Annotated in this window: 15 protein-coding genes; 3 read left to right on the top strand and 12 right to left on the bottom strand. The window is 63.2% G+C overall.

What is annotated here, in order from left to right:
- The 7 genes from PA598K_RS13750 to PA598K_RS13720 form a co-directional block, all read right to left on the bottom strand.
- The coding region (locus PA598K_RS13750) for a thiol-disulfide oxidoreductase DCC family protein (RefSeq protein ID WP_260405405.1) at positions 1–335 on the bottom strand (335 nt) is incomplete at its 3' end.
- 183 nt (positions 336–518) lie between these two features.
- On the bottom strand, positions 519–1,163 hold the full coding sequence (locus tag PA598K_RS13745; protein WP_128657521.1) for a response regulator: 645 nt from the start codon (positions 1,161–1,163) through the stop codon (positions 519–521).
- Between the two features lie 4 nt (positions 1,164–1,167).
- Complete coding sequence (locus PA598K_RS13740; RefSeq protein ID WP_185601935.1) at positions 1,168–2,484, bottom strand: sensor histidine kinase; 1,317 nt, start codon at positions 2,482–2,484, stop codon at positions 1,168–1,170.
- A 161-nt stretch (positions 2,485–2,645) separates the two neighbouring features.
- Entirely contained in the window at positions 2,646–4,757 is a 2,112-nt protein-coding gene (locus PA598K_RS13735) for an MMPL family transporter (RefSeq protein ID WP_128657519.1), read from the bottom strand.
- Between the two features lie 6 nt (positions 4,758–4,763).
- Positions 4,764–5,924: an NAD(P)/FAD-dependent oxidoreductase gene (locus PA598K_RS13730; RefSeq protein WP_128657518.1), complete on the bottom strand. Its 1,161-nt coding sequence runs from the start codon at positions 5,922–5,924 to the stop codon at positions 4,764–4,766.
- The gene (locus tag PA598K_RS13725; protein WP_128657517.1) at positions 5,917–6,678 is read right to left on the bottom strand and encodes a methyltransferase; all 762 of its coding nucleotides are present in this window, start codon (positions 6,676–6,678) and stop codon (positions 5,917–5,919) included. Before PA598K_RS13725 ends, PA598K_RS13730 begins: the two co-directional genes overlap by 8 nt.
- Complete coding sequence (locus PA598K_RS13720) at positions 6,671–7,828, bottom strand: type III polyketide synthase (RefSeq protein WP_128657516.1); 1,158 nt, start codon at positions 7,826–7,828, stop codon at positions 6,671–6,673. Before PA598K_RS13720 ends, PA598K_RS13725 begins: the two co-directional genes overlap by 8 nt.
- Positions 7,829–8,116: 288 nt before the next feature.
- On the opposite strand from PA598K_RS13720, the gene PA598K_RS13715 reads away from it, so the two are divergent.
- Positions 8,117–8,212, top strand: a complete 96-nt coding sequence (locus tag PA598K_RS13715; protein WP_128657515.1) for a sporulation protein YjcZ — start codon at positions 8,117–8,119, stop codon at positions 8,210–8,212.
- A 109-nt stretch (positions 8,213–8,321) separates the two neighbouring features.
- Here PA598K_RS13715 and PA598K_RS13710 read toward each other — a convergent pair whose 3' ends face one another.
- Positions 8,322–9,074: a pseudouridine synthase gene (locus PA598K_RS13710; RefSeq protein ID WP_128657514.1), complete on the bottom strand. Its 753-nt coding sequence runs from the start codon at positions 9,072–9,074 to the stop codon at positions 8,322–8,324.
- Between the two features lie 17 nt (positions 9,075–9,091).
- Positions 9,092–10,657, bottom strand: coding sequence for an RsmB/NOP family class I SAM-dependent RNA methyltransferase (locus PA598K_RS13705; protein WP_128657513.1), 1,566 nt, complete (start codon positions 10,655–10,657; stop codon positions 9,092–9,094).
- A gap of 152 nt (positions 10,658–10,809) precedes the next feature.
- Between PA598K_RS13705 and PA598K_RS13700 the strand changes: the two genes are divergently transcribed.
- On the top strand, positions 10,810–11,292 hold the full coding sequence (locus PA598K_RS13700) for a thioredoxin family protein (RefSeq protein ID WP_128657512.1): 483 nt from the start codon (positions 10,810–10,812) through the stop codon (positions 11,290–11,292).
- Between the two features lie 69 nt (positions 11,293–11,361).
- Here the strand turns inward: PA598K_RS13700 and PA598K_RS13695 are convergent, their stop codons facing one another.
- Positions 11,362–12,168: a GTP pyrophosphokinase gene (locus tag PA598K_RS13695; protein WP_128657639.1), complete on the bottom strand. Its 807-nt coding sequence runs from the start codon at positions 12,166–12,168 to the stop codon at positions 11,362–11,364.
- A gap of 39 nt (positions 12,169–12,207) precedes the next feature.
- A complete protein-coding gene (locus PA598K_RS13690) occupies positions 12,208–13,305 on the bottom strand; it encodes a quinone-dependent dihydroorotate dehydrogenase (RefSeq protein ID WP_128657511.1) in 1,098 nt (365 codons plus the stop codon).
- Positions 13,306–13,523: 218 nt separating this feature from the next.
- Between PA598K_RS13690 and PA598K_RS36190 the strand changes: the two genes are divergently transcribed.
- Entirely contained in the window at positions 13,524–13,661 is a 138-nt protein-coding gene (locus PA598K_RS36190; protein WP_185601933.1) for a hypothetical protein, read from the top strand.
- Between the two features lie 10 nt (positions 13,662–13,671).
- Here PA598K_RS36190 and PA598K_RS13685 read toward each other — a convergent pair.
- Positions 13,672–14,364: L,D-transpeptidase (locus PA598K_RS13685; protein WP_148091938.1), on the bottom strand; the 693-nt coding region annotated here is incomplete at its 5' end.

Genomic DNA, 14,364 nt, shown 5'->3' with positions numbered 1-14,364 from the left:
CACCGATAGACCGCATCCCGCAGCCGCTCCGGCACGAGCATGCCGGCCCAGCACAGCCGCCACCATCCGCCGAGCTCGCGCAGCGTGCGCAGCGCCGCTGTCGAGCGAGTATAGCTGACGCCCTGATCGATCATGACGAAGGTGTCGAGGTCGCCTGTCGGCAGCCCCGCCCGCTCCAGCAGCTGTTGCCCAAGCGGCGACTGAAGCGCCGCGAAGCGGAAGCGACCTGCCGGGTCGCGACGGATGACGAAGCGCGTGACGCCGCGGCAGAGCAAGCATTCTCCATCGACCAGCAGGATGATCGGCTCTCGACGAGCCGTATGGTTGTTCCGCATGTCGTCCACCTCCTTTACCCTAAGTGTACCTAATTCGTGACCGCCGCGGCAGCGCCAACTTTTGTGGGAGTCGATCCAGACAGGTTCTATAAATCATAGGCCCCTCCTAATGCGAAAACGGCAGCAACTCCTTGGAGCGCTGCCGTTCTTTTTGATTGTCGCCGCCAAGCGCCGGCCCGGCATTTAGTCCGGAGGCTGTCGGCGAAGCCCGCGTCGTCTCACCTGCTCCACCGCTTCCTTGCTGCTTTTGACGCCCAGCTTCTTTAATATTTTGTTCACCTGATTTTTCAGCGTACTCTCGGCCTTGTACAGCTTTTGCTCGATCTGCGACTGCGTGTAGCCCTGCTCGATCAACTCGTACACCTCGCGCTCGGCTGGCGTCAGCGCCTGCAGCTGCTCCTCTCGCTTCAGCCGAGCGAACTCCCGCAGGAGCGGCTCCATCGCCGATGTCTGGCGGTAGGCGTGGCGGATCGTCTGCGGCAGCTCGACGAAGCGCGTCTTGTCCAGATAGTTCGCCGCGCCTGCGGTGAACGACTGCATGATCGCATCGCTGTCGGTCAGCGAGCTGAGCATGATGATCGGCACCGGCCGCAGCTCATGGATGCGCATCGCCGCATAGATGCCCTCGCGACCGCTCGGCGTAAGCTGGATATCCATCAGCACGACGTCATAGTCCAAGCCTTCGGCGAGCCGCAGCGCTTCCTCCTCCGAGGCGGCTGCGCCGACGACGAGCAGGTCCGGCTCATGATTCAGGAAGGCTGTGACGGACTTGATCCAGTCGGGATCGTCCTCAACCATAAATACGCGGATGAACGGCTTGTCCGTCATAAGCTCACTCCTCTCTCTGTCGCATGCGCGGAAAGCTCAAGGTGACTATCGCGCCTTCGCCCTCCCGGCTCTCCAGGCGGGCGGCACCGCCGCTGCCGGTCATCACTCTATAGACATAGGTCAGGCCCAGCCCGTAGTTGGCGCCGCCGCCCTTGGTGCTGAAGTACGGCTCGAACACTCGCGCCGCCTGCGCGGGAGCGAGCCCTTGGCCGCTGTCTGCGAAGCGGAGCAGCACCTGTCGCCGATGCTGCTCGATAGCGATCCGCAGCTCGCCGCCCTTTGGCATTGCTTCGATCGCGTTATGGATCAGGTTGCTGCAGGCTTCCCGCAGATGCACCGGATCGGCGAGCACGCTCGCATGCGGCGCATAGTCGGTGACGACGGAGATGCCGGCGGCAGCCATCCGCTCCCGATAAGCTGGCAGCAGCTCTTCGATGATCCGCTGCGGCGAGCAAGGCTCCAGTTGGAGCGAGAGCTCCTTCATCTGGCCGTGGATGCGCGAGACCATCGCCAGCAGATGCTCGGAGCTGGCGGATATGATCCGCAGATGATCCTCGGCGGATTCCCGACCCTCCACCTCGCGGCGCAGATTGGCTGTGCTGATGGCGATTTTGCCGAGTTCGTTTTTGATCGCATGATGGAGCATCGAGGCCCCGGAGCTGGCTGCCTGCATCGCGGGCTCCATCGGGTCGCCCTCTACCCGGACGCGCACGCCCAGGACGCCGTAACCCCAAGAGAGCAGCAGCCCCAGACCAAGAGAGTAGGCGACGAACCCCGACACATAGCCGAAGAACGGGAAGTCCGGGTCGATCGCCCGTCCGATATAGATCAGGCCATAGACGGCGAGCAGCGTCGGCGTCATGATGACCGCGGTGATCCGGCGGCTGCGCCGCAGATGCCGGTCCGACTCGCGACGCCAGGCGAGCACGAGCAGCGCGCAGGCGGCGAGATAGTACAAGCCCGACCACACCGCCAGCAGCGGATAGTTGATCGCAAACGACGGCGTCCATGTCGTCCAGCCCGCCATCCCGATAACCGGCGCCAGCGGCAGCAGCTTGGCCATCCGGCGCGCAGCGCCCGTACGCAGCCAGCCGCCATAGACCAGGGCGAACACCAAGGCGGCATAAGGCGTAACCGTCAGATTAGCGTACTGAACCACGCTGGACGCCACCAGCCAGTCTTGCCCCTCCAGCCATTCCGACGTACCGCCTGTTGCGGCGCTGAACAGGAAGATGCCGGCCCAGCGATTGGCGTCGCGACGGGGATGGACGAGCCAGACGACGGCAGCGGCCGACATTAACGCAGCGAAGTAATAAAGCATTCGTCTCATCCTCAACCGTGTTGTTAGTATTCCTAGTTTATCACAAGACACGGCTGTTGCGCATATCACGCAGGACACGCCACGGACTCGGAGCGCCGCAATTGCAAGCCCTCTCCTCGCAGCTCACAGGGCGCCGTTACTTTAGGAGCAAGCTGCTTGCGTCAACGACGCAGTCGCGGCCCCCACCAGTTCCACAGCCCGAGCAGCTTCATCAAGGCCGGCAGCAGCAGGAAGCGGATAAGCGTCGCATCGATGAAGATGGCCAGAGCGATGCCAAGACCAAGCTGCTGGACCCCGGCCACCTCCCCCCAGCCAAAAGGCAGCGTCACCGCGATCAGGATCGCTGCCGCGCACGTAATAATCCTCCCTGTGTGCGCCAGGCCCGCCACCACCGCCGATTCATTGTCCCCGGTGCGCTGATAGGCCTCATAGATACGGGAGACGAGGAAGACGGCATAGTCCATGCTGATGCTGAAGGCCAGGCCGAAAATAAAGACAGGGATCATAATCGCGATCGGACCGGCCGTCAAGCCGAACACCCCCACGTCGAAAAACCACGTCAGCAAGCCGAAGGCCGCAGCCAGACTGAGCAGATTGAGCAGCAGCGTCTTGAGGGCGATCACGACCGAGCGAAAGGCCAGCAGCAGGACGAGCAAGCTCGCTGCCCCGACGCTCAGCGCCGTCTTGCCCAGATGATCATAAATGAGATCCTGCACCTCCTGTCGGTACTTGGCCTCGCCACCGAGCAGCAGCGAGCCCGAGCCCCGCACAGACTCGCTCCCCCGCTCGCGGAGCCAAGCCGATACCTCGGACGACCCTGGCTCTCCAGCCAACCGGAACCGGACAAAGGCAGGATGGCCCGCAGTCGGCGGTAGTGGCAGCGCCAGCGCCTCCGTCACCAGCGGGTCCTCACGCAGCGCGTCGACCAGCGCCAACGCCACAGCGAGTTGCGCCGATCCCTCCATCCCCTCCATCGCTTGCGATCTCTCCGTCCCATCCGTCACCGTCAGAGCGCCGTACAACGTCGACTGACCAGGCGCTTCGTAGACAGCCGCGTACCGTTCGTAGGCTATGCGGGCCTCCGAGTCGCTAGGCAGCGAGCCCGCATCCGGGATTGCGAGCCTCAGCCCGGCCAGCGGCAGGCAGCAGAGCAGCAGGAGCAGCGCAGCCACGCTCGCTGCGAGGCGAGGATGCCGCATCACGCGGGTCGCCCATCTCGCAGGCCACCGCGACGACGCTCGCGTGCCAGTGCGGCCGAGGAGTGACGGCGTCAGTAAGCGCAGCAGCGCCGGTACCAGCGTCCAGGCCGCGAACAGGCTCATGCCCAGCGCGACCAGCGCCGCCAGCGCCACAGACCGGAACAGCGACATCGGGATCCATAGCGTCCCGAGCAGCGCCAGCGCCACGGCCCCAGCCGCATACGATACCGACCGCCCCGCCGTCCGCATCGTCCGGGTCAACGCCGCCACAGCGTCCGAGCCGGTCAGCGCCGCGTCGGCGTCCGAGTTGGCATCCGAGCAGGCCAGCTCCTCGCGATAGCGGCTGACGAGCAGGAGCGCAAAGTCCAGCGTCAGCGCCAGGCCGACCATCGGGATGACGCTTGGTACGAACGAAGACAGCGTCAGCCTGGTCGCTAGCCAGGCTACGATCCCCGTCGCCGCACCGACCGCCGCCAGTCCGGCGACGATCGGGATGATCGCCGGGATCAGCCCGCCGAAGGCGATCAGCAAAATCGCCAAAGCCGCCGGAAGACCGATCAGCTCGGCCCGGCGGATATCGCGGCTGCTCGCCCCATCCACCTCCGCCTGGATCGCGGGTTGGCCGGTGAGACGGATAGCAATCCCCGGGTAGGACGGCAGCTCCTCCGCCGTCCGCACGAGCAGCGGGGCCCAGGAATGGACAGGGGCCTGGTAGCTGAGCAACGCGTAGGCGCTGTTGCCTTGACGCATATGCGCCTGCTCCAGCGGCGAGACGACCGTCGCCGTCGTCTCCTGGCGCCGCAGCCACTCGACCGTCTGACGGATATGCGACTCCATCGCTTGCGCGGTCACCGAGGGCTGGCGCTCGAAGAGGACGATGACCGCATCGGCGGGGATGCCGTAGGCTCGCTGGAGCAAGCGCTGCACCTGCGCATGCTCTCCATCCGCAGCGAGCAACCCGTGGCCCTGGAGCGACTCGGTCAGGCGCGGAGCCCATGGGGCCAGCAGTGCCAGCAGGACGAGCCAGCCAGCGACGAGGAGGAGCGGATAACGGTATGCGAGCCGTGCCAGCATCGCGACCTACTCGCCGAGCCCGCGGCTGACCGGCCACGGACGCAAACGCGTCGCCTGGACGAGGCCGCGAGCCAGTCGAGGCGCGACCACAGCAGCCTCGCGCAGCAGCGGAGCCAGACCCGGTCTGCCGAGCGCCCATTGCAGCAGTCTGCCCCAGCGGCGCGGGCCTGCCAGCTGCCGCCGCAGTTCCCGCTCATAGGCATGCCGCCAGCCGTCCAGGTCGCGACGCCCCGCCAGATAGCGATCCGCTTGCTCGGCGCACAGCAGCGCCGACCGCAGCGCCATCGACATGCCGTCGCCGCAGAGCGGCGGGATGACGGAGGCAGCATCCCCGATCAGCGCCGTCTCATCCCATGCTAGCAGCCGTCGCCCGATCGGGACCGGCGAGACGGCCGCCTGCGTGCCAGGGACCGGCTGCGCGCCCCGCAGTCGCCGCTCCAGGGCGGGATGGCGACGACACGCCTGCTCCAGCAGCTCCAGGATCGAGCCTTGACCTCGCATCGTCGCATCCTGACGTAGCAGCGCAGCCGCATTGACCTGCCCGCCCTCGATCGGCGCCAGTCCGAGATAGCCCCCCTCCCAGAAATACAGCTCCACCGTCCCGCCGATCGCCAGGCTGTCCAGATGGGTCTTGATGCCGATATAGCGCGGCTGCCGGCCTCCTGCACGCGAGTGCGCGCCCGGCATGCCGGACCGCGCACTCGACCCTGTGGCGACGATCACCGCCCGGGCATGGAGCGGCTCCGCCGCCGCGCCGCTCTGCTCGATGATATAGCCGTCGTCGCAGCGACGCACGGCGCTTGCAGCGACGCCGGTGACTAGCGTCGCCCCGCTTGCCGTCGCCTGATCATGCAGCATCTGGTCTAGGCGATAACGGCTCAGGCCCAGCGCCGTCCCCGGCAGCGGCAGCCTCAGCTCTCGCTGGCCATGCAGCAGCAGCGCCGCCTCGCGGATCTCGGCAGGCTCGCTCGCCCGAACCGCGCCTGAGAGCCCTAGCTCGGCCAGCATGGCCAGCGACTCCGGCGAGAGGAACTCGCCGCACGCCTTGTGCCGGGGGAAGCGCTGACGATCCAGCAGCGCCGTACGCCAGCCTCGCCGGGCCAGGGCAATCGCCGCCGCGCTGCCGGCGATGCCTGCGCCGATGACGACCACATCGACGTCAGCCATCCGGGCCGCCCCCTCGTTCGGTCGGCGTCACCGTCGCTGCATAACGGAACAGCGGTCGCCAGCGATAAGTCAGCCGCTGTCCTGACAGTCTGCCAGCCAGCGCCTGCCAGTCGGCGCTGCGGAACCCCTTGGCCACCGACAGCGGGCCGTCATGACGGATATACCGATTGCCGGGCAACAGCCGCGAGACGCCCCACACCGCCAGCCAGGCCAGCCAATGGCGATGGATGTCGTTGATGACGACGCCGAGCCTGGCCCGCCGCAGCATCGCTTGCAGCGCCGCTATCAACCGCTCGCCCTCAAAGTGGTGGAGCAGCTGCGTCGCCGTCACGATGTCCGCTCGCTCCTCCTCCACAGACGGTCCAATCTCTTCGCCCGCAGGCGACGCGAACAGATTCTCCCGCGTGACAGCGATCCGCGGCTCGTCCCGATACATCGCCTCGGCCTCGGCGCATGCCTCGACGCTCTGGTCGATCAGTCGGATCGCCATGTCGACGCCATGCTTGTCCGCCCAGCGCAGCAAGGCGCGGTTGACGTCGCCGGAGCCGCAGCCTACGTCCAGCATCCGCAAGCTGCGGGGGCGGCCTGCCGCCCGCCACAACCGCTCCACCCCGTACACCGTCGGGCCTGACGCATGGAAGATGCGGTTCAGCACGCGCAGCTGACGGAGCGCCGCGCTCAGCTCGGGACCGCCCGCCGAGGCGTCGTCCATCAGCTCCGGCCGGATTGCCCGCTCCGCCAGCAGCCTACGCATAGCCGACACCCGCCTTGTCCGAATCGCGCGATGCAGTTCCGCTGCCGCTAGCGTAGGACATACGCATCCCCTCGAAGGTCAGACCCGGGCCAAATGCGACTGCCAGCCCTTGCTTGGACGCCTCCCGGGACGGCTCAAGCGTGCGGCGCAGCTCCTCGAGCACATAAAGGATCGTCGCCGAGGACAGGTTGCCATAACGCCGCAGCACTGAACGGCTGGCCGCTACCTGCTCCTCCGAGAGATTAAAGGTGATCTGGACCGCGTCGACGATCCCTTTGCCGCCGGGATGCACGGCCCACCAGTCCGGCATCATCCCGCCTGCCATCCGCTCGAGCTCCGCCGGAATATGCCGCGCGATCAGCCTCGGTACCTCCGGCGACAGATACAGGTCGAAGCCATGGTTCCCGAGTCCCCACCTCATCTGCTCCGCACTGTCAGGCAACAAGACGCTGTAAGGCTCGCCAAGCAGGAATCGATCGCGCTTGCTCTCCGTCGAGACAACGCAGGCCGACGCACCATCGCCAAAAAACGACGCGCCGTACAGCGCTTCCCGATCCCCGCTGGGCTGTATATGCAACGTGCAGAGCTCGACGCAGACGATGAGGACGACCGCGCCCGGATCGGCAACGACCCATTGGCGCGCGACTCCGATCGCCTTTAACCCTGCGGCGCAACCCAAAAATTGCAGCGGCAGACGCTGCGTACCCGCAGCCAAACCAAGCCGCCATACGATCTCGGCGTCGAGGCCGGGCAGAAACTGACCGGTGCAGCTGACGGTGATCAGATGGGTGACGCGCTCCGGCTCGACGGCGGCATCGGCCAGTGCCGCCAAAGCCGCCGTCTCCGCCAGCGGCGCCGATTGCCGCTTGTAGATCGCCATCCGCTCGGCTGTGCTCGGCGCTTGCAGCCCCTTCTGCCCGGCAGCCGGAAAGTAGCGGCAGTCCTCAGGGGCCGCCAGCAGATTAGGCTCGCATGTATATCTCGTCTCGACGCCGTTCTGACGGAACACCCGTCTCGCCCAGCGCGCCTCGTCCGGCCGTTCGGCCAATGCCTGGGCCAGCCTTGCAGCGGTCTCCCGCTGCTCCAGCCGATACGGAGGCACCGCCAGGCCGATGCCATTGATCGCTATTCCTTGCGCTTGCGTATCCATCAGTCATCGCCTCCATCGATTGCCTGCACATCCTATTCGCATTGCGCCACAGGCTTCTGGCAGTGCCAGCGGCCTTGCTGTTCGAGACACGGGACATGCAGTTAGTTATGGATATTCGGCGATCTTCCATCCTATGCCAATTGACCGGGAGCGCCCAATCCTCCGCAAACCGGGACAGTCGTCCAGTCCGTGGCGGCGGGCGGGCATATACTACCACATACCGGGAGCGAAGACAGCGCTACAGACGCGGCTGTTCCTTCCCGGAATACGATACAGGGAGGAATACGTATGTCCGGTGTTGTAGGCGGCGCGTACAGTTCGGTAGGCGCAATTCTGGTCCTGTTTATCCTGCTGGTCATCATATCCTGTACATTCCTGTATTAGTGCGAGCTCGATAGGCTTGAGCGACTGCATGATCGACGGGATCTATCCCCGCAACGTAATACAGGCCGCCTCAGCGCTTAGCGCGCGTGGGCGGCCTCTTCTTATGACGCTACCTGCGTCCGACCGGCTCCCGCAATGCGGTCAGCTCGGCCTCCGTCAGCTCGCGGTAGCTGCCCAGAGGCAGGGCCGGATCGAGCAGCAGCGGTCCCATCGCGATACGGCGCAAGTACGTCACCCGCTTGCCCGTCGCCGCGAACATCCGCTTCACTTGGTGGAACTTGCCCTCGCGAATCGTCAGTGTAATCCGCGAGCAGGCAACGCCTTGCTCGTCCTCCTCCACCTCATCGATCCGCAGCTCCGCCGGCAGCGTCACATACCCGTCATCGAGCGTGACGCCCTCGGCGAATAAGGTGATATCGGCCTCGGTCACCTTGCCTTCCACCGCAGCCTCATACGTTTTGTCGACATGCTTGCGCGGCGAGAGCAGCTCATGCGCCAACTGACCGTCGTTGGTCAGCAGCAGTAAGCCCTCCGTGTCCTTGTCCAGCCGCCCCACCGGAAAAGGCTGCAGCAGCCGGTCCTCCGGGCGCAGCAGATCGATGACCGTCTTCTCCCGCGCGTCCTCCGTCGCCGAGATGACCCCTTGCGGCTTGTGCAGGAGCAGATAGACGACGTCGCGGTAGACGACCCGCTCTCCCTGCCATAGTACGACATCCTGCTGCGGGTCGACGGCCAGTCCACTATCCTTGACGACCGTCCCATTGACGGCGACCATTCCTTGCTTGACCGCCTTTTTGATCTCGCTTCTGGAGCCATGTCCCATATGAGACAACAGCTTGTCCAGCCGGATCGTCTTGGCCATGCTCGCTCTCTCCTTTATCAGATGATGCGCCAACCCGGCGCCAGTTCGTTTTTGAGCACGCCCTGCTGCCATTTGCCCCAGCCGAGCGGATAACCGTTCACGCAGACCAGCACATAGCCCTTGGGCTCCTCAGCAGCGCGTCGCGTCGCGCCGGAGCAGATCCGCCCGGCTGCCGCCTCGACCGTCTCTCCCCGCAGATAGCGCCAGACCGCCGGATCATCCGGCTGGAGATCGAGGATGCGGACCGCATCGGCAGCGGTCAGTCCCATCGCCAGCGCCTGCGAAGGCTCGAAGCGATGCTTGCCTGCCTCGCCGATATACCAGCCGGGCCGCACGACGCGCAACCCATCTAGCGAGGGTAGCCCCTCCGGCTGCAGATACAGTCTGCTGCCATAGGCAATCTGCTTTCCGGCGAGCGGAGCAGACAGCGCCAGCTGCTCGGCGGCGAATCGACCCCACTGCTCAGCAGGACTCGGCTGCGCCGACTCGGATACGCCCCGCCCTGCTCGTCCGCCCTTGGTGACCGACGCCGTCCGGCTCGCCTTGTAGTCGCGGCGCGAGGCAGACGACTGCGACCGCAGCGACGCACCCGCTATTGTACGCCGCGACGCGTCCTCCATGTCCCCGTCGTCCGACGCTGCGAACAACGGTGTGACGGACTCGCTACTACGCATCAATACGGCCGCATAATGGCCCTCGCCCTTCACATGATGCGGCCATAGCCTCACCGTCCCGCTCAGCGACTCTCCGGCACAGCCGCCGAATCGCTCCAGCCCCGGCTGCCAGCCGTGCGACGGAGCCGTCGGCACGATGCTCAGCTCCGGATGCGCCTGCAGCAGCGTCGCGATCCGACATTCATTCTCCTCGGGCGTGAAGGTGCACGTCGAATAGACGAGACGTCCCCCGGGCGCGAGCATCGACGCCGCCTGTTGCAATATCTCGTCCTGCAGGGCTGTATAGGTTGCAGCGCTTTGCTTGCCCCAGTAGGCGATCATCGACGGCTCCTTGCGGAACATCCCCTCTCCCGAGCAAGGGGCGTCGACCAGGATGCGGTCAAAAAAGCCTGGGAAGGCCTTAGCCAACGCCGCAGGCTCCTCCTGCAGGACAACGGCATTGCGCACCCCTGCGCGCTCGATGTTTTTGGCCAGCGCCTTGGCGCGGTCGCTCGCCGGGTCATTGGCGACTAGCAGCCCCTGCCCCTGGAGCTTGGCCGCGATCTGCGTCGACTTGCCGCCCGGAGCCGCGCACAGGTCGAGCACACGATGCCCGGGATGCACGTCTAGCAGCTCGACAGGCGCCATCGCGCTCGGCTCCTGGATATAATACAAGCCGGCATGGTGATGCGGGTGCTTCCCGGGGCGCACAGCCTCGGGATAATAGTAACCGTCCGGAGCCCAGGGGATCGGCTCCAACTGGTTGCCCAGCTCAGCCAGGCCGCGAAATGCGGCAGCGTCGGTCTTCAATCGGTTTACTCTCAGGCCATACCATCGATCCTCGTCATAAGATGCCAGGAACGATTCGTATTCCTCGCCGAGCAGTGCCTGCATCTGCTCGGCGAATAAGGGCGGGAAGGCAGTTTCCACGTTTCATCACTCCAAGGTTCACAGATTTGCAACGAATTCCGATTGTTCACTTACGCAAAAGCATTGGCATGGTGTATAATAACGAAAAGTAAGTGGACAACTTCAGTTAAGTCCATGAACACAAATTGCACATGGAGGTAGAGTAGCTGGCTATGAAAAAAATGGGCATCTTTTTAGGCATAATCGTCATTTTGTTTGCCGCGATTTTCGTGCTCAACAAATCCAATGTCAATGATCTTTACAAAAAGCCGGTCTCCGAGCTTAACCCTCAGACCCGGGCGATCCTGGACGACCCGAACTATCAGAACATTATCCTGCCCGATGAGTTGGAGTCCAAAATTGCCAGCAGCGATGGTACGTTTATTTACTACTTTGCCTCTGACTGCAGCTTCTGCAAGCAGACGACTCCTGTGCTGATGCCGATCGCCGAGCAAGCCGGCGTCGACCTGCCTCAGTTCAACCTGCGGGAATTCGACTCCTACTTCCAGAAGATGGGCATTCAATTCACGCCAACGCTAGCCTATTATGAGAATGGCGCCCTCGTAGACAAAATGGAGGGCGGCGTGGCCGTCGACGGCGGCACAGGCTATACCGAGCAGCAATTCGCCGATTTCTTCAATAAGCATAAGGGCTAAACGCCTTTATTGTCGGCAGAGAGCCCCCCGGGTGTCCCCCGGGGGGCTCTCTGCTGCAGACGAGACAATTCAGGATTGGCCGCTGTTCTTTTTGGCCCGCATAATCGCCGCCTGGACCTCCAGCGACAGCTCCTTTAGCCCCCAGACATCCTCGCGGTCCCATAGCTCGTTGAACTTCAGCTGGAACTGGGCGGCCTCGCGCACGCGGGTGTAGAAGTACAAGTCCTGGATGTCGCTCAGTACCTTGGAGACGATATTGGAGCGATCCTCAAAACCGCGCTGGGCATCGAGAATCTCGGCGCGAATGCTGGACATCTCTGTATCAAGCTGGGAGGCGGCCTCGGCCGCTTTTTTCAATCGCTCGCGAACATGGGGCGGCAGACTTTCTTTATATTTGTAGATGAGCGAGTGCTCGATCGTCGCCCAGAAGTTCATCGCCAAGGTTCGGATCTGGATCTCTGCCAGCACCTTTTTGAAGCCTAGCGCCGTCTGCACCGGATATTCGACGATCATATGAAAGCTGCGATACCCACTCTCTTTGTAGTGAGTGACATAATCCTTCTCATAGACGAGGATCAGATCCTGCCGTTTGCGGATGATCTCGGCGACGCGCTGGATATCCTCGACGAACTGGCACATGATACGGATGCCGGCGATATCCTCGATGCCCGTATCGATACGATCCATCGGCACATTCAGCTTCTTGGCCTTTTCCAGGATGCTGGAGATTCGTTTGACCCGTCCGGTGACGAACTCGATCGGCGCATAAGACTCCCTTACCTTGAGCTCGCTCCGCAACGTCTTGAATTTTACTTTCAGCTCTTCTATCGCTTGCTCGTACGGGAGCAAGAACAGATCCCAATCCCTGGCATCCAAGCCGTTCTTTCCTTCCATGCCGTTCCCTCCATATTGTACTTACCGGTGCCCGGAGCCCACCGCCTCGGACAGGTTGCGGAACCCGTCGCGACGCAGCCGCTCGAGCAGGCCGCGATTCAGCTCGCGCAGCACTTCCGGTCCCTTGTAGATAAGCGCCGTATAGATCTCGACCAGACTGGCGCCTGCGCAAATCTTATCGTATGCGTCTTCGGCATCAAAAATGCCTCCCGAGCCAATAATCGGCAATTGCCCGTCGGTCTGGCTATAAACGCGTCGAATGATTCGCGTGGAGAGCTCCTTTAGCGGCTTACCACTCAGTCCGCCCGCTTCGGAGGCGTGCTGGTGCGTCAGCCCGACCCGGCCAAGCGTTGTGTTCGTAGCAATTATACCCGAAATCCCGCTCGCGTGAATCGTATCCACCGTATATTCCAGCTGCTCGTCGGTCATATCCGGCGCGATCTTAACCAGCACGGGCTTGGCCGGTTGTCCGCGCTTCGCGCCCTGGGCGTCCATCTCGCTGCGCACCGCGTCAAGCAACAGCTTGAGCTCGTCGCCATGCTGGAGGGCGCGCAAGTCCGGCGTGTTGGGCGAGCTGATATTGACCGCAAAAAAGTCCCCTTCGTCATAGAGGGCCCGGATGCACGCAACATAATCCTCATGCGCCTGTTCGTTGGGCGTCACTTTGTTTTTTCCGATGTTGACGGCGACGGGGATCGTCCGTACCCGTCGACGCCGCATGTTCTGCCGCATCTCTTCTGTGCCGTCATTGTTAAAGCCCATCCGGTTGATCAACCCGTCATCGGGCGGCAGACGGAACAGGCGCGGCTGCTCATTGCCGGGCTGCGCCTTGGGTGTGACGGTTCCGACTTCGATGAAGCCAAAGCCGATGCTCGAGAATCCGTCGACCGCTTCTGCGTTTTTGTCCAGTCCGGCGGCCAGTCCGATCGGCAGCGGAAAATGCATTCCAAACAGCTCCGTCTCCAGCTCTGGCATCCGTTCGACGCCATACATCGTCCGTAGCAACGAAGGAATGCCCGGCACCTTCTGCGCGATGCTCATGCCGCCAATGACCAGATGGTGACAGTCTTCCGGGTCCATGCGGAATAGCACGGGTTTGGCAAGTTTCGAATACAACACGTTCGTTCAACTCCGTTTCTTTACCCTAGGGCGTGTCTGCACACCCTAGGCGACACTATCAATTTAGTTTAGCCTTTTCCTTCTTAAAAGAAAAGTGTCAGATGTCTTGCTGCATAAGGAAATTCGGTGACAGCGACATTGCGCAAACCTGCGAAAACGGATACACTTGCTATACAGAACGTTTGCAGCCGACGGCTGCTTGGAAAGGAGGGAAATCGATGAGCGCCACTCGCAAAAGACCGCCCGCTCTGCCTAGCAAGCAAAAGGAAGAAGTGAACAAAAAAGCGCTGATCTGGCTTGGCGTTGCGTTTGCCGTGATCGTCATCGGCGTCTCTGTCCTGCTGCTCGTGTCCTAAGGCGGCCGGACTAGTCCAGCCAGCGGTAGACCTTGTCCGGATTCGTCTCGTTGTGGCGGGGGGTCAGCTCGAAGCGCTCGCCCTCCGGTGCCGGCACGCCGCCTAGCCCGCCAGACTGGATCGTCACCGAGGTGCCCAGCGGCACCAGATCGTACAGCTCCTCGATATCTGCCCTGCCCATACGCACGCAGCCGAGCGAGCGGTCCTTGCCGATGCTTGACGGATCGTCGGTTCCGTGGATTGCATAGAGCGTATTGGATAAGGTCATACCTCTGCTTCCGAACTCGCCGTTATCTCGGCCGTTCGGATTTTTTACTTTCTCGCTGATCGAGAAGCTGCCGGTAGGCGTTTTGTCTCCGCCAAGGCCAACTGCATAGCTGCGAACGATGACATCGCCGCTCAGCACCGCGAGCCGATACCTCTCTGTATCAACGACGATCCTCAGCGGCTGCTCCGGCAGCTGCAGCGCCTCCAGCCAGCTGCCGCGTTCGGCCGGACCGGGAGCGGCGGATATCTCTCCATCCTGTCCGCTTCGATCGCCTTGTTGGGAGCTTCCCCCTTGTCTGCCTTGCCCGGCTTTCGCCTTCAGCTCCTCGAGCAGACGCGGGAACAAGCTCCGCATCCCCGGGGTATCGCCGGAGAGATAGTTGGCCGGGTAAGGCCGGACCAACTCGTCCAGTGTCGATGGCCAACTGCTGCTGGC

Source organism: Paenibacillus sp. 598K, from assembly GCF_003851045.1.
Classification (GTDB): domain Bacteria; phylum Bacillota; class Bacilli; order Paenibacillales; family Paenibacillaceae; genus Paenibacillus_D.
This window is presented reverse-complemented; position numbering and strand designations above follow the sequence as displayed.

What these genes read in the sequence shown, in the direction of transcription:
- PA598K_RS13745 (WP_128657521.1), bottom strand. Translation starts at nt 1,163, where the DNA reads ATGACGGACAAGCCGTTCATCCGCGTATTTATGGTTGAGGACGATCCC.
- PA598K_RS13740 (WP_185601935.1), bottom strand. Translation starts at nt 2,484, where the DNA reads ATGCTTTATTACTTCGCTGCGTTAATGTCGGCCGCTGCCGTCGTCTGG.
- PA598K_RS13735 (WP_128657519.1), bottom strand. Translation starts at nt 4,757, where the DNA reads ATGCTGGCACGGCTCGCATACCGTTATCCGCTCCTCCTCGTCGCTGGC.
- PA598K_RS13730 (WP_128657518.1), bottom strand. Translation starts at nt 5,924, where the DNA reads ATGGCTGACGTCGATGTGGTCGTCATCGGCGCAGGCATCGCCGGCAGC.
- PA598K_RS13725 (WP_128657517.1), bottom strand. Translation starts at nt 6,678, where the DNA reads ATGCGTAGGCTGCTGGCGGAGCGGGCAATCCGGCCGGAGCTGATGGAC.
- PA598K_RS13720 (WP_128657516.1), bottom strand. Translation starts at nt 7,828, where the DNA reads ATGGATACGCAAGCGCAAGGAATAGCGATCAATGGCATCGGCCTGGCG.
- PA598K_RS13715 (WP_128657515.1), top strand. Translation starts at nt 8,117, where the DNA reads ATGTCCGGTGTTGTAGGCGGCGCGTACAGTTCGGTAGGCGCAATTCTG.
- PA598K_RS13710 (WP_128657514.1), bottom strand. Translation starts at nt 9,074, where the DNA reads ATGGCCAAGACGATCCGGCTGGACAAGCTGTTGTCTCATATGGGACAT.
- PA598K_RS13700 (WP_128657512.1), top strand. Translation starts at nt 10,810, where the DNA reads ATGAAAAAAATGGGCATCTTTTTAGGCATAATCGTCATTTTGTTTGCC.
- PA598K_RS36190 (WP_185601933.1), top strand. Translation starts at nt 13,524, where the DNA reads ATGAGCGCCACTCGCAAAAGACCGCCCGCTCTGCCTAGCAAGCAAAAG.